This window comes from Ruegeria sp. CH10 (assembly GCF_056537125.1).
The window spans coordinates 238,430-256,122 of the sequence record NZ_JBQFQY010000005.1 but is presented as its reverse complement, the minus strand read 5'-3'; the positions used below and the strand labels follow the sequence as shown (position 1 = coordinate 256,122).

19 protein-coding genes and 2 riboswitches are annotated in these 17,693 nt (G+C 59.0%); of the genes, 9 read left to right on the top strand and 10 right to left on the bottom strand.

Annotation, left to right across the window (positions count from 1 at the left end):
* Positions 1 to 45: 45 nt before the first annotated feature.
* Complete coding sequence (locus ACRZ94_RS16035; RefSeq protein ID WP_480655087.1) at positions 46 to 1,182, bottom strand: zinc ABC transporter substrate-binding protein; 1,137 nt, start codon at positions 1,180 to 1,182, stop codon at positions 46 to 48.
* A 56-nt stretch (positions 1,183 to 1,238) separates the two neighbouring features.
* Here ACRZ94_RS16035 and ACRZ94_RS16030 point away from each other — a divergent pair, with 56 nt between their 5' ends.
* The 3 genes from ACRZ94_RS16030 to ACRZ94_RS16020 are packed head-to-tail and all read left to right on the top strand — an operon-like array spanning position 1,239 to position 3,291.
* Positions 1,239 to 1,751 (top strand): Fur family transcriptional regulator, encoded by a 513-nt coding sequence (locus ACRZ94_RS16030; RefSeq protein WP_480655085.1) that lies wholly within the window; start codon positions 1,239 to 1,241, stop codon positions 1,749 to 1,751.
* A gap of 2 nt (positions 1,752 to 1,753) precedes the next feature.
* A complete protein-coding gene (locus ACRZ94_RS16025; protein ID WP_480655083.1) occupies positions 1,754 to 2,494 on the top strand; it encodes a metal ABC transporter ATP-binding protein in 741 nt (246 codons plus the stop codon).
* Positions 2,494 to 3,291 carry a metal ABC transporter permease gene (locus ACRZ94_RS16020; protein WP_480655081.1) on the top strand — a complete coding sequence of 266 codons (798 nt, stop codon included), beginning with the start codon at positions 2,494 to 2,496 and terminating at the stop codon, positions 3,289 to 3,291. Before ACRZ94_RS16025 ends, ACRZ94_RS16020 begins: the two co-directional genes overlap by 1 nt.
* A gap of 22 nt (positions 3,292 to 3,313) precedes the next feature.
* Here the strand turns inward: ACRZ94_RS16020 and ACRZ94_RS16015 are convergent, their stop codons facing one another.
* The 4 genes from ACRZ94_RS16015 to ACRZ94_RS16000 are packed head-to-tail and all read right to left on the bottom strand — an operon-like array spanning position 3,314 to position 7,778.
* Positions 3,314 to 4,654 carry an NAD(P)/FAD-dependent oxidoreductase gene (locus tag ACRZ94_RS16015; protein ID WP_480655079.1) on the bottom strand — a complete coding sequence of 447 codons (1,341 nt, stop codon included), beginning with the start codon at positions 4,652 to 4,654 and terminating at the stop codon, positions 3,314 to 3,316.
* Entirely contained in the window at positions 4,651 to 6,147 is a 1,497-nt protein-coding gene (locus ACRZ94_RS16010) for an aldehyde dehydrogenase (protein ID WP_480655077.1), read from the bottom strand. Before ACRZ94_RS16010 ends, ACRZ94_RS16015 begins: the two co-directional genes overlap by 4 nt.
* Positions 6,148 to 6,150: 3 nt before the next feature.
* Positions 6,151 to 7,068 (bottom strand): dihydrodipicolinate synthase family protein, encoded by a 918-nt coding sequence (locus tag ACRZ94_RS16005; protein ID WP_480655075.1) that lies wholly within the window; start codon positions 7,066 to 7,068, stop codon positions 6,151 to 6,153.
* Positions 7,069 to 7,076: 8 nt separating this feature from the next.
* A complete protein-coding gene (locus ACRZ94_RS16000) occupies positions 7,077 to 7,778 on the bottom strand; it encodes a GntR family transcriptional regulator (RefSeq protein WP_480655073.1) in 702 nt (233 codons plus the stop codon).
* Between the two features lie 332 nt (positions 7,779 to 8,110).
* Between ACRZ94_RS16000 and ACRZ94_RS15995 the strand changes: the two genes are divergently transcribed.
* Entirely contained in the window at positions 8,111 to 8,599 is a 489-nt protein-coding gene (locus tag ACRZ94_RS15995) for a CBS domain-containing protein (protein ID WP_480655071.1), read from the top strand.
* 24 nt (positions 8,600 to 8,623) lie between these two features.
* On the top strand, positions 8,624 to 9,988 hold the full coding sequence (locus ACRZ94_RS15990; protein WP_480797815.1) for an ArsB/NhaD family transporter: 1,365 nt from the start codon (positions 8,624 to 8,626) through the stop codon (positions 9,986 to 9,988).
* A gap of 60 nt (positions 9,989 to 10,048) precedes the next feature.
* Here ACRZ94_RS15990 and nrdF read toward each other — a convergent pair whose 3' ends face one another.
* Genes nrdF through nrdH form a run of 4 tightly spaced genes read right to left on the bottom strand, consistent with a single transcriptional unit; the run spans position 10,049 to position 13,787 of the window.
* A complete protein-coding gene (gene nrdF, locus ACRZ94_RS15985) occupies positions 10,049 to 11,020 on the bottom strand; it encodes a class 1b ribonucleoside-diphosphate reductase subunit beta (RefSeq protein WP_480655067.1) in 972 nt (323 codons plus the stop codon).
* An 11-nt stretch (positions 11,021 to 11,031) separates the two neighbouring features.
* Positions 11,032 to 13,155, bottom strand: a complete 2,124-nt coding sequence (gene nrdE / locus ACRZ94_RS15980; protein WP_480655065.1) for a class 1b ribonucleoside-diphosphate reductase subunit alpha — start codon at positions 13,153 to 13,155, stop codon at positions 11,032 to 11,034.
* Complete coding sequence (gene nrdI / locus ACRZ94_RS15975) at positions 13,137 to 13,550, bottom strand: class Ib ribonucleoside-diphosphate reductase assembly flavoprotein NrdI (RefSeq protein WP_480655233.1); 414 nt, start codon at positions 13,548 to 13,550, stop codon at positions 13,137 to 13,139. The genes nrdE and nrdI overlap by 19 nt, the downstream gene beginning before the upstream one ends.
* Before the next feature lie 15 nt (positions 13,551 to 13,565).
* Positions 13,566 to 13,787 carry a glutaredoxin-like protein NrdH gene (gene nrdH, locus ACRZ94_RS15970; protein WP_480797814.1) on the bottom strand — a complete coding sequence of 74 codons (222 nt, stop codon included), beginning with the start codon at positions 13,785 to 13,787 and terminating at the stop codon, positions 13,566 to 13,568.
* 80 nt (positions 13,788 to 13,867) lie between these two features.
* Positions 13,868 to 14,059: riboswitch (cobalamin riboswitch) on the bottom strand.
* A 126-nt stretch (positions 14,060 to 14,185) separates the two neighbouring features.
* Positions 14,186 to 14,395, top strand: a riboswitch (cobalamin riboswitch).
* A gap of 205 nt (positions 14,396 to 14,600) precedes the next feature.
* On the opposite strand from nrdH, the gene ACRZ94_RS15965 reads away from it, so the two are divergent.
* Genes ACRZ94_RS15965 through ACRZ94_RS15950 form a run of 4 tightly spaced genes read left to right on the top strand, consistent with a single transcriptional unit; the run spans position 14,601 to position 17,269 of the window.
* A complete protein-coding gene (locus tag ACRZ94_RS15965) occupies positions 14,601 to 14,723 on the top strand; it encodes a hypothetical protein (RefSeq protein WP_480797813.1) in 123 nt (40 codons plus the stop codon).
* Positions 14,723 to 15,481 (top strand): metal ABC transporter ATP-binding protein, encoded by a 759-nt coding sequence (locus ACRZ94_RS15960; protein WP_480797812.1) that lies wholly within the window; start codon positions 14,723 to 14,725, stop codon positions 15,479 to 15,481. Before ACRZ94_RS15965 ends, ACRZ94_RS15960 begins: the two co-directional genes overlap by 1 nt.
* Positions 15,474 to 16,376 carry a metal ABC transporter permease gene (locus ACRZ94_RS15955; protein WP_480655059.1) on the top strand — a complete coding sequence of 301 codons (903 nt, stop codon included), beginning with the start codon at positions 15,474 to 15,476 and terminating at the stop codon, positions 16,374 to 16,376. The genes ACRZ94_RS15960 and ACRZ94_RS15955 overlap by 8 nt, the downstream gene beginning before the upstream one ends.
* Positions 16,373 to 17,269: a metal ABC transporter solute-binding protein, Zn/Mn family gene (locus tag ACRZ94_RS15950; RefSeq protein WP_480797811.1), complete on the top strand. Its 897-nt coding sequence runs from the start codon at positions 16,373 to 16,375 to the stop codon at positions 17,267 to 17,269. Before ACRZ94_RS15955 ends, ACRZ94_RS15950 begins: the two co-directional genes overlap by 4 nt.
* Positions 17,270 to 17,335: 66 nt before the next feature.
* On the opposite strand, the gene ACRZ94_RS15945 is transcribed toward ACRZ94_RS15950, so the two are convergent.
* Positions 17,336 to 17,692 carry a hypothetical protein gene (locus ACRZ94_RS15945; protein WP_480797810.1) on the bottom strand — a complete coding sequence of 119 codons (357 nt, stop codon included), beginning with the start codon at positions 17,690 to 17,692 and terminating at the stop codon, positions 17,336 to 17,338.
* Position 17,693: the final 1 nt, after the last annotated feature.

Sequence of the window (17,693 nt, the reverse complement as noted above, 5' to 3'; positions counted from 1 at the left end):
CAGTGGGGTGCCCGGTCGCCGCGAAACCGCCGACCGGGGTGGATGTTACAGGCATTCAGCCAGCGTGTTCGCCATATTGCGGATCAGCTGCGGGTAAAGCGCTGTACCGGGTTTAAGGTCAGAGCCCAGCGGATCAATTACGCCTGTTTTGGCATCGGTGCCTTCCAGAACGGTCGCGACAACACCGGGGTTAAACTGAGGCTCGGTCATTACGCAATCGATGCCTTCGTCCTGAATACGTCCCTGAATTTCAGAGATGCGGGCCGGGCTTGGGTCGGTTGCATCGCTGAGCGAGATCGCCCCTGAGGCGGGAAGGTCAAATGCCTCTTCGAAATACTGATAGGCATCGTGAAACACGATAAAGCTGCTGCCACGAACAGGTTCCAGAGTTGCAGAGACTTCTGCAGAGAGGGCATCCATTTCTTCGCGCGCGGCAGAGGCGTTCGCGAAATAGGTACCGGCATTGTCAGGGTCAGCGGCGGATAGCTGTGCTGCGATGACGTTCAGCCACACTTCGGCATTTGCAGGCGAGAGCCAGGCATGCGGATCGTGGTCGCCATGTGCGTGGTCGTGGTGGTCGTCATGCCCATCATGGTCGGCGTGATCTTCGTGATCGTGCTCGTCGTGATCCTTCGCCTCTGCGTGATCTTCGTGATCATGCGCGTCATCGTGGTCGTGTTCATCGTCGTGGCCGTGATCATCATGCGCATGTTCGTCATCATGATCGTGCTCATCCTTATGATCATGGCCATCGTCATCGGCGTGTTCGTCGCCGTGATCGTGCTTTTCATGATCATCGTGGTCCTCGTGATCGTGGGCCTCAAACAGCGCGTTTTCACGGAACTCCAGCAGGGTCGTCCCATCTGCGTCCAACAGGGGTGTGACCGTCGCCCCATCAGCAAGCGTATCAATCGCACCGCCCATCCAGGGGGTCAGGTCTTCGCCGATCCAGAACACCACATCGGCCTCTTGCAGGGCAGATGCCTCGGACGGGCGCAGGTTGTATTCATGAGGCGAGGCGCCTGCGGGAATGATCAGGTCAGGTGTGCCAACACCTTCCATGACACGGGCAACCAGCGAATGCACAGGCGCGATGTCAACGGCCACGTTCGGGGCCTCTGCCAGGGCCGTTCCGCCCAGTAATGCAGCCGTGATTGATAGGGGTAGGAGCTTTCTGGACATCAGGCCCTCATTGTGATTGTATAACGTTACTCGGGGCATACATGATATGGAATAACATGACAAGTGATACGCAACCTTCTGTGGTCGATGAAACGGTTCCGGTCGGGTTTCAGGAGCACGACCACGGCAATTGCGTCGCGTCAGGCCTGGCCGCGGCCGAAGCCCGGTGCAAAGCCGAGGGGCTGCGCCTGACCCCGGTCCGCCGCGAAGTGCTTGAGATGCTGTTGCAAGAACACCGCGCTTTGGGCGCTTATGCAATTCTGGATCGGTTGCGCGATGAGGGGTTCGGCTCGCAACCGCCCGTGGCCTATCGCGCGCTGGATTTTCTGGTGCAGAACGGGTTTGCCCACAAGATCGAGCGGCTGAATGCCTTTATCGCCTGTGCGCACCCTGGCACAGCGCATTCGCCGGCTTTCATGATTTGCAGAAAATGCGACGCGGTGGCCGAGGCGCAATCCACCCCGGCCAAAGGGGTTTTGGGGGCCGCTGCGCGCGCTGCGGGTTTCGAGATTGAGAGAACGGTTGTAGAAGCCGAGGGAATCTGCCCCGATTGCACCGAAAAGGCATAACAATGTCTCTGATCTCTGTCGAAAACCTGAGCGTGCGCTATGGCGCCAACACGGTTTTGCGCAATGTGGATATGACGATCGAACCCGGTGAGATCGTGACGATTGTGGGTCCGAACGGATCGGGTAAGACAAGCCTGTTGCGCTCGATCATCGGTGCGACCAAACCCTGTGCCGGGCGGGTCACCCTGCAGGCGGGGCTGAAGATTGGCTATGTCCCGCAGAAACTGCACATTGATCCGACCCTTCCGATTTCAGTTGAACGGTTCATGCGGCTGACCAGCCAGGTATCGCGGCAGCAATGTTTGGGTGCGTTGGAAAAGGCGGGTGTGCCGGATTTGCTCAAGCGCCAGATGTCGCAATTGTCGGGCGGGCAGTTTCAACGGGTCTTGCTGGCCCGGGCGCTGATCGACCAGCCGCATGTTCTGTTGCTGGATGAGGCCACGCAGGGTCTCGACCAGCCGGGTTCAGCCGCGTTCTATCGTCAGATCGAAGAGGTCCGGCACGAAACCGGGTGCGCCATTCTGATGATCAGCCACGAATTGCACGTGGTCATGAGTGCATCGGACCGCGTGGTCTGCCTGAACGGGCATGTCTGTTGTCAGGGCTCTCCGGCGGTTGTGGCCTCGGCCCCGGAATACCGGGCGCTGTTCGGAACCGGCACGGGTGGCGCGCTGGCGTTGTATCGTCATGATCACGACCACAATCATGACCACTGTGACCACTCTCAGGAAGCTGCAGAATAATGCTGGATGACTTTATGACCCGCGCAACGCTTGCGGGTGTTGGCGTTGCCTTTGCTGCGGCCCCTCTTGGATGTTTTGTCGTATGGCGGCGGATGGCCTATTTCGGCGATGCGACGGCCCATGCCGCGATCCTTGGTGTTGCCTTGTCACTGACCTTTCAACTGTCTGTCTTTACCGGCGCGCTGGCCGTTGCAATGGCGATGGCGCTGACCGTCACGGTCTTGTCTGGCCGGGGTTACGCGATGGATACGCTGTTGGGGGTGATGGCGCATTCGGCACTTGCATTTGGCTTGGTGGCGGTGTCGTTCCTGTCCGGGGTACGCATCGATCTGATGGCTTACCTGTTCGGTGATATTCTGGCGGTATCGCGCTCGGATCTGGTCGTGATCTGGGGTGGCGCGGCGCTGGTTGTGGCGCTGATCGCCTGGCGCTGGTCGCAGCTTTTGACAGCAACCCTGAACGAAGAGCTGGCCTATGCCAGCGGTTTTGATCCCAAGCGCGAGCAGATGATCCTGACGCTGTCTCTCGCCATCACTGTGGCGGTTGCGATCAAAGTGGTCGGGGTTCTGTTGATCGCTGCCATGCTGATCATCCCGGCAGCCGCAGCGCGCAGCCTTGCCCGTTCGCCTGAATCGATGGCTTTGATTGCTGCCGCAATCGGCGCGTTCTCAGCTGTGGCCGGGTTGCGCGGGGCGTATGTCCTGGATACGCCTGCCGGTCCGTCGATTGTCTGTGTCGCCGCTGTGGTCTTTGCCTGCTTCAGCGTGGTTGGATGGCAGACCCGTCAGAAGACCTGAGGGCCTACCCCCCCCCCCGGTCTTATTCCTGTCGTGCTTTCCATTCCTTGTGTCTTAGGACGGCATTTGCGCCGATCTCTCGGAAGGGTTGAGGCGGGAGCTTTTTCGGCTTGGCTTCGGTGCTGAAGTGTTTTGAGATGTCTGAGCTGTGACCGCAGGCAAGCTCGGCGGCGGCGATGCCGGTGAGGGTGCCGCGAGCCGTGCCCAATCCGTTCTGGACGCAGGCCGAAAACACGCCGGTGTCAACCTCCCGCGTGACCGAGACACCGTTGAGGCTCAGGCATAGGTGGCCAGCCCATTGGTATTGCATCTGCAGGCCCGCCAGCTGCGGAAAGCGCTGGTCGAATTTACGCTGCATCACCTTTGAGGCGCGCTCCAGGTCGCGGGCGGTCGCGGCCATGCCGGGGCGCAGCGCGGCGCAGGTGCGGGTGATGATGCGGTTGCCGCCCTGACCGGTATCGATCCGGCGCATGGTGGTGCCCATGGGATCAGACGGGGTGACGCCCCAGCGGGGCTGGCCGCCCAGCTTTTTCAGGGTATCCGCGTCCAGTTCCGGGGTCATCACGGCAAACAGGAACAACTGCATCAAGTGATTGCGCTCAATGCCAAAGCTTTCCAGATGGCCATTGACCGTCAGGATCACCTTGGGCGCGGTGACGCTGCCCTTACCCGTCTGCACCCGCCAATCCTGACCCGTGCGGGCAAAACTGGTGACGGGGCTGTTTTCAAAGATGCTTACCCCTTGCCCGGACAGCCCGCCAGCCAGCCCACGGATATAGCCCGCCGGCTGCAGGATCACCGTGCCCGAGGTATAAAGCCCCGAAGAGTAGTGGCGTGAGCCGGTCAGCTCATACATCTGCTGGGCGTCCAGCGCCTGACTGGTCTCTCCGAGAGAGGTAAGATGCTGCGCGTAGCTTTTGTTGTGCGCCTCAGCCGCGTCGCTGACCGCGCCGTTGACCTTGCCGCTTTGGTCGAAATAGTTCGGGTCGATCTGATATTCTTCGACCGCCGTGCGGGCAAAGCTGATGGCATGGCGGTTCAGGTCGATCATCTTGCGATCATCGCCGCCGCCGGAATAATCGTCCGAGGCCAGATCATGGGGCAGGTCGATCATGAAGCCCGAGTTACGCCCCGCCGCGCCCTCGGCAATGCGGGCGGCTTCGATCACCGCAACCTTGGCTTGCGGCTCCAGTTGCAGAATACGGCGCGCGGCTGTCAGACCTGCGAACCCGCCGCCCACGATGACGAAATCGGCACGCTGATCGCCATCCAGCACCTGGGCCGGGGGCTGATCGCCCAGAATGGCGTTCCAGGCTGCCGGTCCGCGTTGGACCGGCAGGGATTTTGCAGTGTATTGCGTCAACTCACAGCCTCATCGGCATCATCGGCCAGATCGATCCAGATGGTTTTCAGCTGGGTGTATTGATCATGGGCGTGGACGGAGTTGTCGCGACCGCCAAAGCCCGACTGTTTGTACCCGCCGAACGGGGTCGTGATATCACCCTCGCCAAAGCTATTGACCGTGACGGTCCCGGCCCGCAGGGCGCGAGCCCCACGAATGGCGCGTTTGGCATTGGCGGTGAAGATCGACGCGCACAGACCGTATTCGGTGTCATTTGCAACCGCGATCGCCTCGTCAAAGCCCGAGACTTCGATCGCCGACAGAACCGGGCCAAAGATCTCTTCGCGGGCCAGCACGGCATTGTTATCTGCAACCTCGACCACGGTGGCCTCGACAAAGCCGTCCTTGGCGGTGCCGCCGATCAGCACGTTTTCAGCCTGATCCAGATATCCGCAAACCTTGGTATAGTGCCCCTCGGACACCAGCGCGCCCATGCGGGTTTCCGGGTCCAGCGGGTCGCCGATGTTCCACTGCTTGGCGTGATGCGCGATACGCTCCAGCAGCTCGGCTTTGACGTTTTTGTGCACGATCAGACGGGACGAGGCTGAGCAGTTTTCGCCCATGTTCCAGAACGCCCCGTTGACCAGATGCTGGGCCACGCGGTCCAGGTTTTCTGCATCATCCATCACGATGGCGGGGTTCTTGCCACCCATTTCAAGCACCACTTCTTTGGCGTTGCTTTCCGCCGAATAGGTCAGGAAGCGCTTGCCGGTCACGGTCGAACCGGTGAAGGAGACCATGTCGACATCCATGTGACGACCGATGGGTTCGCCCACTTCGGCACCGCCGCCGGGCACGATGTTGAGAACACCGGCAGGCACACCGGCCTCCATCGCCAGTTCCGCCACGCGCAGCGCGGTCAGGGTGGTTTCCGCCGCCGGTTTGATCACCAGCGAACAGCCCGCCGCCAGTGCCGGGCCGATTTTCCACGCCAACATCAACAGAGGGAAGTTCCACGGCAGCACCAGACCCACCACGCCGATGGGTTCGCGCACGACCATGGCAATGTGATCGTCGGACGCGGGCGAGACCTGATCGTAAATCTTGTCGATCGCCTCGGCATGCCATTTCAGGCAATGGATCGTCTCGGGCACATCCACGGTTTCGCAATCGTAGATGGTCTTGCCACTGTCGATGCTTTCCATCACCGCCAATTCCCGCGCATTGCGGGTCATCAGTTTGCACAGCCGGATCAGCACGTCCTTGCGCTCGGACGGGTGCAGTTTCGACCAGCGGCCATCGTCAAAGGCATCGCGCGCCTTTTCGACCGCAAAATCCACATCTTCCGCGCCACATGCGGCGATCTCGGCCAGAGTCTCGCCGGTGGCCGGGTTGGTCGTGGTGAAGGTCTTGCCCGAGATTGCCGGGCGGAAGCTGCCGTCGATGAAAGCACCGGTGGGCAGGTCCAGACCTGCGGCGATGGATTTGTATTCGTCCTGTGTCAGCAAGCTCATGCTTTATCCCTCCGCCACAATGTCGGCGATTTTGCGTTTCAACACGCGCGTGACCTGTTCCAGCGCGCGCTTGTCATCCTTGTTCAGACCCTTCAGCGGCGGGCGCATGGTGCCCGCGTCGATGCCGTTCATGGTGACGCCATGCTTGATGGTCTGGATGAACTTGCCTCCTTGTTCCAGCACATGCATCAAGGGCAGCATGGCCGACATGATGCGGCGGCCTTTGTCAAAGTTCCCTTCGACCACGCAGGCATTGTACAGCGCCACATGTTCCGCAGGCAGGAAGTTCGATCCGCCACAGACCCAGAACGGCGCGCCCCAGGCAAAGAATTCCAGTGCCTGATCGTCCATGCCGCAGCCCAGCTGGATATGCGGATAGTCGCGCGCCAGCAGGTGCACCCGGTTGATGTCGCCCGAGCTTTCCTTGATGCCGCAGAAGTTGCGGCTGCGGCCCACACGGTCCAGGAATTCTTCACCCATCATGGTGCCGGTGCGGTGCGGATAGTTGTACAGCATCACTGGCAGATCGGCGGCCTTGTCGATGGCCAGCGCATTCAGCGCGTTTTCCCGGTCGGTGGGCACCGAATAGGCCGGGCTGGCCAGCAGGATCGAATCCGCGCCAATCTCACGCGCGCCTGCGGCCAGGGCAATGGAATCGGGCGTCATCATCGCGCCGGTTCCGACGACCAAAGGCAGGCGGCCTTTCATCTGCGTGTGGGTGAATTTGGCCACCTCAAGACGCTCGGCCACGGTCTGGGCATAGTTCTCGCCGGTGGACCCGCCCGAGATCAGGCCGTGCACACCGTTTTCGATGAGATATTCGATCACATCCGACAGCGCGTCCCAATTGACGCTGCCATCCTCGTGATAAGGGGTCACGACCGGCGTGTAGATCCCTTCAAATTTGAACAGGGGTGTCATTTACATCCTCATGCAGGGGTTTTCCGCGCCATCGATCCCAGCGGAACGTCCAACCCTTCGGGTGTGACGAACAGCTCGATCTGGTCGCGAGACAGATTCCAGTGATCGATGGCCAGCTGCGCGGCAGCTGCCTCATCGCCCGCCTCGATGGCGGCGATCATGGCGTCATGCTGATCGCTGGCCTGGGACAGGTTGTCGGCCATGGTCGCATCCTTTGGCCGATAGAAGGTCATGCCGATGCGGGCATGGTCGATCAGCAGCCGCTTGAACGACGGCAGCAGATAGATGTTATCGGCCATATCGCCGGTGATTTCGTGAAACAGATTGTTGGCCATCGCCCGATCCGCACCCGCGTTGGCTGCCTTGAACGCCTTTTGTGCAGCTTTCAAACGTGCGATCTGATCCGGCTTTGCATTCACCGCTGCCAGCCGCAAAATCGCCCCGTAAATCATCGGCGCCGCCAAAAAGAAATCGCGCAACGTCGTGTAGGACATTCCCGATACCCGCGCGCCGCGGTTCTCGCGCAGCTCAAGATACCCTTCGCCCGCCAGCTGACGAAACACTTCTCGCAACGGTGTCCGGGACAGATCAAACTCATCCGACAACGTCGCCTCATCCAAATCCGCGCCAGGATGCAGCGCCAATGTCATCACAGACACTTTGATGTGCTCATAAAGCAGACGCTTCCGGTCACGCGAGACATCCTTCATCGTTTGAAAATTCCTTGTGGTTGCATCTCCTGGAGTCGCGTTCTGCCATCGGTGGATGAGCGGTGTGTTTCGGCGCTTATTGCAAAAAATACAAATTGTGTACAGAAGAATTTTTCTCGTCAGCACGGTTCGGGAGCTTTCCGACCTCGGGTTGTTACCAATCCAGCCCGAAAACAGCACTATCTGCGGAATTTGCTGCCCGTCGGGGTGGCCAAACCGGGACGAGGGTGAAATGAACGCCGCAACCAAGAAACTTCGATTCGGTGCCCGCGTCCCCGCCGATTTGCCACGACGCCCGAGCCCGGTCGAAATACAAAACAAAGAGGACATCCATGGGCCTGACCTGCTTTGATGTAATGGTCCCGACGGAAACTCAGCAGACTATTCTGCCGGACGAAAGCATCGCGACTGCCTTCAACATCATTCGCGGCAGCCGGGCACGGTTTTTGCCGGTTGTGGACAAGGACGGAACCTATGTCGGTGTGTTTACGGCACCCACATTGCTAAAACTCATCCTGCCGAAGGCGGCCACAATTGGCCTGAACGACGAAGCCTCGCGCGTTGCAATCGACTCGCTGAGTTTCATGAGCCTGACGCACAGCGATTTCGAGACCCAGCTGGAACGGCTGAAAACCGAAAAAGTGCGCGACAACATGTCGAGGCCGTCAAACATTCCGATCGCCGCGCCCGACACGCCGGTGATGGAAGGTATCTTCCTGATCTATAAATTCAAAAGGCACGTGATCCTTGTTGAGCCCGACACAAACAAATTCGTCGGGACCGTCAGCGCAAACTCGCTCTTGGATCGCGCACTCAGCTAACTCCCCACGAACCGGACAAGTACATTGGCAGCTCATTCGACGTCACACGGAGAGGCAACGCTCTCTGTTCCTCACCTGTTGGGTGTTGAACCCATTTGGGTCGCAACCGGCATTTTGATCTTGGTCTATGCGGTGTTGATCACGGAAAAGATCAACCGTGCCATACTGGCCATGATGGGGGCGTCGCTGATGGTCCTGTTTGGCATCATAAATCAGGAACAGGCCATCGCAGGGGTGGATTCCAACACGCTGGCTTTGCTGATCGGCATGATGGTGATTGTGGGTATCACCAGTAAATGTGGCCTGTTCCAATATGTGGCGATCAAGGCGGCCAAGACGGTCAAAGCCAACCCGACGGGCATTCTGATCATGCTGACGCTGATCACGGCGGTGTTTTCGGCCCTGTTGGATAACGTAACAACCGTATTGCTGATCGCACCGATCACCCTGCTGATCACCGAAGCGCTTGAGACGCGGGTTTATCCGTTCTTTATTGCCGAGATTCTGGCCTCGAACGTGGGCGGCACGGCCACACTGATCGGCGATCCGCCCAATATCATCATCGGATCGGCTGCGGGTTTGAGCTTTAACGATTTCGTCGTGAACCTCGCGCCCATTTCGGCCATCTGTCTGGTTGTGCTGACGGGCATTATCTATCTGATGAACCGCAAGGAATTGTCCAGCATTCCAGCATCGGCGAGCCAGCGGATCATGGGGTTCAACGAAAAAGAGGCCGTCACGGACGTGCTGCTTATGATCAAGTCCCTGTCCGTTCTGGCGCTGGTCCTGTTGGGCTTTACGCTGGGCCACAGCCACGGGATTCAGCCCGGAACATCGGCGCTGGCCGGTGCGGCGCTGCTGATGCTGTTGGCTTACGGGCATCAAAGCGGCGAGGAACAATCCGAATCCGTTCACCATATCTTCGGTGAGGTCGAATGGATCACGATCTTCTTCTTTGGCGGTTTGTTTGTCATCGTGGCGGGCGTCGAACATGTCGGCCTGCTGGCCTTCTTTGGCGAGAAGGTGTTGGAGTTGACTCAGGGTGACATGATGTGGACGGCGTTCTTCATCTTTTGGGCGTCGGGCATTCTGTCGGCGATCCTGGACAACATCCCGTTTGTGGCGACGATGATCCCGCTGATCGAATCCACTGCGGATACCTTTGGCGGCGAAGACGCGATTGAGCCGTTGTGGTGGTCGCTGGCTCTGGGCGCATGTCTGGGCGGCAACGGGACGCTGCTGGGCGCAAGCGCCAACCTGACCGTTGCGGCCTTTGCCGAGAAAGCCAAGCAACCCATCGGCTTCATCGCCTTCGCCAAGGTCGCCTTTCCGATCATGATCCTGACGTTGATGATTGCGAACGTCTATATTTGGCTGCGATATTTCTGAATGCAGCCGATCTGGTGATGAAAAGGGGAAGCGTCGGTTTCGCGTTTCCCCTTTTTTGTTTCAGAAATCCCAGTCTTCGTCTTCGGTCGCCACGGCTTTGCCGATGACATAGGACGACCCCGATCCCGAGAAGAAGTCGTGGTTTTCGCTGTCGGGGCTGAGCGCAGCCAGAATGGCCGGGTTGACCTCGGAAACCTCGGGCGGGAACAGGGCCTCGAACCCTAGGTTTTGCAGCGCTTTGTTGGCATTGTAGTGCAGGAAGACCTTCACGTCCTCGGTCAGGCCGATTTCGTCATAGAGCTCTTCGGTATACTGGTTTTCGATACCATAAAGCTCGAACATCAGGCCAAAGGCATAGTCTTTCAGCTCCTGTTGTTCAGCCTCGGACAGTTTCTCGTAGCCGCGCTGGAACTTGTAGCCAATGTAGTACCCATGCACGGCCTCATCGCGAATGATCAGGCGGATCAGGTCGGCGGTGTTGGTCAGCTTGGCGCGGCTGGACCAGTACATCGGCAGATAAAAGCCGGAATAGAAAAGGAAACTTTCCAAAAACACCGACGCGATCTTGCGTTTCAGCGGGTCGTTGCCTGGCGCATAGGTGTTCAGGATGGCCTCGGCCTTGGCCTGCAGATGCGGGTTTTCCTCGGACCAACGGAACGCCTCATCAATCTCTTTGGTCGAACACAGTGTCGAAAAGATCGAGGAATAGCTGCGTGCATGCACCGCCTCCATAAAGGCGATGTTGGTCAGAACGGCTTCTTCATGCGGGGTCACAGCGTCCGGCATCAGGGCAGGGGCCCCGACTGTGTTCTGGATCGTGTCCAGCAGTGTCAGGCCGGTGAAAACGCGGATGGTCAGCTGCTTTTCATGGTCGGTCAGCGTGGCCCAGCTTTGGATGTCGTTGGACAGCGGCACTTTTTCGGGCAGCCAGAAATTGACGGTCAGACGGTTCCAGACCTCAAGGTCTTTGTCGTCGTCCAAACGGTTCCAGTTGATCGCGCGGGGGATCTTGGTTTGAATCATGTCTTTCATTTTCGTTCCCCTTACAAACTGCAGGACACGCAGCCCTGCACCTCGGTCCCTTCGAGGGCCTCTTGGCGCAGACGCACGTAATAGATGGTTTTGATGCCCTTCTTCCACGCGTAGATCTGCGTGCGGTTGATGTCGCGGGTCGTGGCCTCGGCCGGGAAGAACAGGGTTAGCGACAGGCCCTGATCCACATGTTCGGTGGCCGCCGCGTATGTGTCGATCAGGGCCTCGGGGCCGATCTCATAGGCATCGCGGTAGTATTCGAGGTTGTCGTTGTCCATGAAGGCTGCCGGGTAATAAACGCGGCCTATCTTGCCTTCTTTGCGGATTTCGATCTTGGAGACGATCGGGTGGATCGAAGAGGTCGAGTTGTTGATATAGCTGATCGACCCTGTTGGCGGCACCGCCTGAAGGTTGCGGTTATAGAGGCCGTGCCTCATCACATCGGCCTTCAGCGCCGCCCAGTCATCACGCGTGGGCAGAGTCATGCCATCAAACAGCGCTTTTACGCGGTCGTTTTCGGGCAGCCAATCGCGGGTGGTGTATTTGTCGAAGAATGTGCCCGATGCATAGTCGGAGTCCTCAAACCCCTTGAATGACGTTTTGCGTTCCTTGGCCAGATCGCAAGAGGTGCGGATCGCGTGATAGGCCACGCTGGCGAAATAGACCGAGGTGAACTCAACCCCTTCGGGTGAGCCATAGTGGATATGTTCGCGCGCCAGAAACCCGTGCAGGTTCATCTGCCCCAGACCAATCGCGTGGCTTTCATCATTGCCACGACGCACGGAGGGGACCGAGTCAATCGCCGACATCTCAGACACTGCCGTCAGTGCGCGGATCGCAGCGCCAACAGTGCGGCCCAGATCGCCGCCATCCATCGTCTTGGCGATGTTCAGCGACCCGAGGTTGCACGAGATGTCCGTGCCCAGATGCGCATAGCTGAGGTCATCATTGAATTCCGACGCCTCATTCACCTGCAGGATTTCCGAGCACAGGTTCGACATGTTGATCCGGCCCGCGATTGGGTTCATCCGGTTCACCGTGTCCTCGAACATCACATAGGGATAGCCGGATTCGAACTGAATCTCGGCAATGGTCTGAAAGAACTCGCGCGCGTTGACCTTGGATTTGCGGATGCGTTTGTCATCCACCATCTCGTGATATTTCTCGGTGACCGAGATTTCCGAGAAGGGCACGCCATAGACCTTTTCCACGTCATGCGGTGAGAACAGGTACATATCGGCGTTCTTTTTCGCCAGTTCAAAGGTGATGTCGGGGATGACCACGCCAAGGCTGAGGGTCTTGATACGGATTTTCTCATCCGCGTTTTCGCGCTTGGTGTCGAGGAACCGCATGATATCGGGGTGGTGCGCGTTCATATACACGGCCCCAGCCCCTTGCCGCGCGCCCAGTTGGTTGGCGTAGGAAAAGCTATCCTCCAACAGTTTCATCACAGGGATCACGCCCGAGGACTGGTTTTCGATCCCCTTGATCGGTGCGCCATGCTCGCGGATATTGGTCAGCAGCAGCGCCACACCGCCGCCGCGCTTGGACAGTTGCAGGGCCGAGTTGATGCCGCGCCCGATGCTTTCCATGTTGTCTTCCAACCGCAGCAGAAAGCACGAGATCAGCTCACCACGTGACGCCTTGCCCGCGTTCAGGAAGGTTGGCGTGGCGGGTTGGAACCGGCCATCCAGAATTTCCTCCATGAAGGACAGGGCCAGCGCCTCATCCCCGCGCGCCAGTGCCAGTGCGGTCATCACAACGCGGTCTTCGTACCGCTCAAGATACCGTTGCCCGTCGCGGGTTTTCAGAGTGTACGAGGTGTAATACTTGAACGCGCCCAGAAAGGTCGGAAACCGGAATTTCTTGGCATAGGCCGAATCCCAGATCTGACGCATGAAGTTCTTGGAATACTGGTCCAGAACGGCCGCTTCGTAATAGCCTTCGGACACCAGATAGCCCAGCTTTTCATCCAGCGAGTGGAAGAACACGGTGTTCTGGTTCACATGCTGCAGGAAATACTGCCGCGCGGCCATGCGGTCTGCGTCGAACCTGATCTTCCCCTCACCATCGTAAAGGTTCAGCATCGCGTTCAGCGCGTGATAGTCCTGCTCATTTACGCTGCTGTCGAGCATTGGTGTCTCCCTAGTTTTTCAAGCCCGGCGCGGACGCGGGCGATGTCGGTGTCAGTGCCGGCCAGCTCGAAGGAATAGAGCAGCGGAACGTTGCATTTCTGGGCGATGATGCGACCGGACATGGCGTAGGTCGCACCAAAGTTGCGATTTCCAGCGCCGATCACCCCGATGATCCCGGCGCGGCGGGCCGGGTCGTTCAGAAACCGGATCACCTGTTTCGGAACCGCCCCGCGCCCCTCGCCATCGGCATAGGTCGGGCAGATCAGAACATAGGGGCCTTTGGGGTCAGGCAGCGGGTCCATCCCGGTCGGAATGCGGAAAGAGGTCAGCCCCAGCCGCGTCACAAAGCGGTGGGTGTTTCCGGATTTCGATGAGAAATAGACCAGCGCCGGGATCGGCGCGGTCATGGATCAGGCCAGTTGGGCGATCATGTCGGGGCGAAAGCCCGACCAATGCGCGCTGCCTGCGACCACAACGGGGGCCTGACGATAGCCCAGCTCGGTCACATGGGTCATGGCGCTGTCGTCCTGAGTCAGATCGACCACATCATAGGCGACGCCCTTTGCATCCAGCGCGCGGGTGGTTGCGGTGCATTGTACGCAGGCGGGTTTGGAATATACGGTAACGCTCATGTCGTCCTCTGTCCTTTAATCAAAGTCGAGGACGCTGCGGGGAAAATGCCCCAGAACACGCCCCCGAACCCTCCGTTCGTGGTTATCATTTGCGCCCGGCAGGTCTCCTGGCTTGCGGATCGTGGTTCGGACTGGCCTTCCCAAAAGCACGCTTTCAGTGGCGTGTTCAGCCGAACGATCCGCTTACAGTTGCGGGGGCAGCGCCGGTTTTTCACCGGTTTCCCTCTTAGCTTTCGACAGGAATCGAAAGAACCGAAGCAACACTATATAGAGTTTGGTTGCCACTTCTTGTCAATATATAGGGTGAAGGTCCGATAAATTTCTTTTTCGCACAAAACGTGCCCCGGCCACAAAATGGTGAAGTCCTAGTGTGATCTCTTGTCGAATCAACCCCGTTTGTGTTTTGTCGCCGTGATGGTTCCCTGACCGCGATCTGCGGGACGGGATAAAAGGGAATACGGTGCGGCGCTTTTCATGCCAAATCCGTAACTGCCCCCGCAACTGTAGGCGGTAAGCGACCCGAGATCGTCCACTGGGCCAAAGCCTGGGAAGGATCGGGACAGCGTTGACCCGCAAGTCAGGAGACCTGCCATCCGATTTTAACGTAGCTGGGCGGGGTGTCCCAGAGGGAGTAGACAGTGTTTCAAACGGTCCATGCCGTAAAAAGACGTGTCCTTGCTTGCCCCCCGTCCGACCGGAGGAGGCGAGGCCCATGTCAGTACAAAAATCCCCTGTCCCACAAGACGGGACACATGGGGTAAACGCCTTCCCCGCAGATCTACCGGGCTGCTTCGTCGCTTGCGGTGCGCAGCAATGATCAGGCGTGCCATGACCAAATGGGGCAGGTGCCTGACGGAATACAGCGTGACAGTTCTGGTGGCAGGCGCTTTGGCGCTGTCGGCGCTGTTGTGGCTATCGATCTATGCGGTGATCTGATGACAACTGTTCTGCAACTGCGCGACCTGACGCTTGGATATAGTGATCTGACGCTGTTTCGCCGCCTCTCAATGGATATTGAGGCCGGAACCACCCTTGCTGTGCTGGGGGCCAACGGCTCTGGCAAAAGCACGTTTGTCAAAATGATGCTGGGCCTGATGGACCCTCTTTCAGGCAGTCTGCACTGGCCACAGGGACGCCCGCGCGAAATCGGCTATCTGGCGCAGATGACCGAATTCGACCGGCGGTTTCCCATACGCGTGCGGGATCTGGCCGCAATGGGTGCGTGGCGCGGGTTTGGATTTCGGTCCGGACTGGACAATGCGGCGCGGGATCGGATGACCGCCGCCTTGGATGAGGCCGGTGTTCTCGATATCGCCGACCGTCCCCTGCATATGCTGTCGGGTGGCCAATTGCAGCGGGCGCTTTTTGCGCGGGTCATTATGCAGGATGCCCCTTTGATCCTGCTGGACGAACCCTTTGCCGCCGTTGACCAATCCACCGAGGAGCATCTGCTGAAGATCATCCGCCGTTGGCGCGACGAAGGCCGTGCGGTGGTTCTGGTCGTGCACGATTTGTCCTCGGTTCTGGATCATTGCAGCCATGCCCTGTTGCTGGGCGGGCAAGAGGCAACGCACGGGTCGGTCAATGAGGTGCTGACCCCCCACCGGCTGGTGACTCAGGGCTATATGTCGGAAAGCCAGGCCTCATGGATGTTCCGCAACAACTCCCCCGCATCGGAGAGCGCATATGTTTGATCTTTTCGCCGAAATGTGGAGCTTTGCGTTCATGCGTCGCGCTTTTGTGGCGACAACGGTTCTGTCGGCCTCGGTCGCGCCGGTGGGGGCGTTCCTTGTTCTGCGCCGCTTGTCGCTGGCGGGTGAGGCGATGGCCCATGCGATTACGCCCGGCATCGTTATCGGCTTTGTCACGGCGGGCCTGTCGGTCATGTCGCTATTGGTCGGTGGGCTGATTGCGGGCGTAGGCGTTGCCATTCTGACCGCGTTTCTGGCGCGCAGAACCATCCTGCGCAGCGATGCCAGCCTTGCATCTCTCTATCTGATCGCGTTGGCGGTGGGGATCTTTATCTTGTCGGCGGCCGGGTCTGCGGTGCCGCTGAAAAGCTTTCTCTTCGGCTCGATCCTTGGGATTGACGATGCCTCGATGTTGCTGGTGGGCGGGGTTGCGACTGTAACGCTGGTGGCGTTTGCCTTTCTTCTGCGCCCGCTGATCGTGAGCACATGCGACCCGGTCTATTTCGAAACCCAAACACGCTGGCCGTGGCTGGTGGATCAAGGTTTCATGCTGCTGCTGGTTTTGAACCTGCTGGCCGCGTTCAAGACGCTGGGTACGTTGATGGCTGTCGGTCTGATGATCCTGCCTGCAACGGCGGCGCGCTATTGGGCCAGCACAATCACGGCGCAGCTGGTTTTGGGCTTTGTCTTTGCCCTGTCCAGCTGCTGGATCGGGCTTAGCCTGTCCTACCTGTTTCCAAACACGCCCTCGGGCCCGGCCATTGTGCTGGTGGCGGGTGTGTTCTTTCTGATCTCGGCCATTTTCGGCCCCCTTGGGTTTGGCGGGCGGCTGCGCAAATCGTCCGTTTCAAAGAGCGTCCCCCTTGCGCAAATTCAACAGGAAGAGAGAGCAAAATGACTCTTATTAAATCCCTCTACGCCGGTATTGCCTCGGCGTCCTTTGCTCTGGCCGCATTTCCGGCTGCAGCTGCTGACGAAGACATCCAGATCGTCGCCAGCTTTTCAATTCTGGGCGATATGGTCGAAGAGGTCGTAGGCGATCTGGCCACGGTAACAACCATCGTTGGCCCCGATGCCGACGCGCATGTCTATCAGCCGTCGGTCGCCGACGCCAAGGCTGTGGCCCAGGCGGACATCATCTTTGTCAACGGTCTGGGATTTGAAACCTGGTCCGACACGCTGATCTCGGAATCCGGGACCGAGGCCACCGTGCATGTCGCCACCGATGGCATCACCCCGGTGAAGGTGGACGGCGCAATCGACCCCCATGCCTGGAACGCGCTGACCAATGGTGTGATCTATGTGACCAACGTGGCGGATGCGATGAAAGCGGCCATGCCCGAACATGCAGACGAGATCGCCGCCAATGCGGATGCCTATATTGCACAGCTTGAAGCTCTGGACGCCGAAACCAAAACCAAACTGGCTGACCTGCCGGCTGATCGCCGCACTGTTGTCACCGCGCATGACGCGTTCGGCTATCTGGCGGATGCCTACGGCCTGACCTTCCTGGCGCCCGTTGGTATCGACACCGAGGCCGAGCCCTCGGCCCAGGAACTGGCGGTACTGATTGATCAGCTTAAGGGCGAAGGCGTCGCCGCGTTGTTCGTTGAAAACATCACCAGCCCTGCGCTGGTTCAGCAGATCTCGGACGAAACGGGTATCGAGATCGGGGGGCGTTTGTTCTCGGATGCGCTGTCCGAGCGTGGTGGCCCGGCGACCAGCTATCTGGCGATGTTCCAGCACAATCTGGGCACGCTGCTGGACGCGCTGAGCACACCTGCGAGCTAAGTTCTGAACAAAATCGGGGCGGCCAACCATGCCGCCCCGTTGTTTCCCCTGTGGGGTCTTGGATGCTTATTGCGGCACTGGGTGCTGCGCAGAGATCGCGCAATAGGTCTGCCCCTCAATCGCATTGCATGTTCCATCGGTCATAAGCTCGGCCGTAAACCCGTCATTCAGCGCATCGCCATGGATCGTCACTCGGTAAAGCCAACGCATATCTTCCTCGGCGTGACCATGTTCGAACCCTGTCAGGGTCAGTGCGGTTCGGCCACAGCGCATGGCAGTGATTTGGATATCGGTGTCCTGCAAGATCGCACTGATCGTTTCAGCAGCGGCGTGGCAGTCCTGTGCCGTGTCCGTTTCCATAAGGGCAAAATGGGTCTGGCCACTGGCGCTGAGGGTCAGAATGATAAGGGCGGTTTTCAGCATG

Bases quoted from the DNA above. Each gene is read 5' to 3' on its own strand.
- ACRZ94_RS15965 (WP_480797813.1), top strand. From the start codon at position 14,601: ATGATCAGGCGTGCCATGACCAAATGGGGCAGGTGCCTGACGGAATAC.
- ACRZ94_RS16005 (WP_480655075.1), bottom strand. From the start codon at position 7,068: ATGACACCCCTGTTCAAATTTGAAGGGATCTACACGCCGGTCGTGACC.
- ACRZ94_RS16035 (WP_480655087.1), bottom strand. From the start codon at position 1,182: ATGTCCAGAAAGCTCCTACCCCTATCAATCACGGCTGCATTACTGGGC.
- ACRZ94_RS15955 (WP_480655059.1), top strand. From the start codon at position 15,474: ATGTTTGATCTTTTCGCCGAAATGTGGAGCTTTGCGTTCATGCGTCGC.
- ACRZ94_RS15945 (WP_480797810.1), bottom strand. From the start codon at position 17,692: ATGCTGAAAACCGCCCTTATCATTCTGACCCTCAGCGCCAGTGGCCAG.
- ACRZ94_RS16030 (WP_480655085.1), top strand. From the start codon at position 1,239: ATGACAAGTGATACGCAACCTTCTGTGGTCGATGAAACGGTTCCGGTC.
- nrdF (WP_480655067.1), bottom strand. From the start codon at position 11,020: ATGAAAGACATGATTCAAACCAAGATCCCCCGCGCGATCAACTGGAAC.
- ACRZ94_RS15960 (WP_480797812.1), top strand. From the start codon at position 14,723: ATGACAACTGTTCTGCAACTGCGCGACCTGACGCTTGGATATAGTGAT.
- ACRZ94_RS15995 (WP_480655071.1), top strand. From the start codon at position 8,111: ATGGGCCTGACCTGCTTTGATGTAATGGTCCCGACGGAAACTCAGCAG.
- ACRZ94_RS16010 (WP_480655077.1), bottom strand. From the start codon at position 6,147: ATGAGCTTGCTGACACAGGACGAATACAAATCCATCGCCGCAGGTCTG.
- nrdE (WP_480655065.1), bottom strand. From the start codon at position 13,155: ATGCTCGACAGCAGCGTAAATGAGCAGGACTATCACGCGCTGAACGCG.
- ACRZ94_RS16020 (WP_480655081.1), top strand. From the start codon at position 2,494: ATGCTGGATGACTTTATGACCCGCGCAACGCTTGCGGGTGTTGGCGTT.
- nrdH (WP_480797814.1), bottom strand. From the start codon at position 13,787: ATGAGCGTTACCGTATATTCCAAACCCGCCTGCGTACAATGCACCGCA.
- ACRZ94_RS15950 (WP_480797811.1), top strand. From the start codon at position 16,373: ATGACTCTTATTAAATCCCTCTACGCCGGTATTGCCTCGGCGTCCTTT.
- ACRZ94_RS16000 (WP_480655073.1), bottom strand. From the start codon at position 7,778: ATGAAGGATGTCTCGCGTGACCGGAAGCGTCTGCTTTATGAGCACATC.
- ACRZ94_RS16025 (WP_480655083.1), top strand. From the start codon at position 1,754: ATGTCTCTGATCTCTGTCGAAAACCTGAGCGTGCGCTATGGCGCCAAC.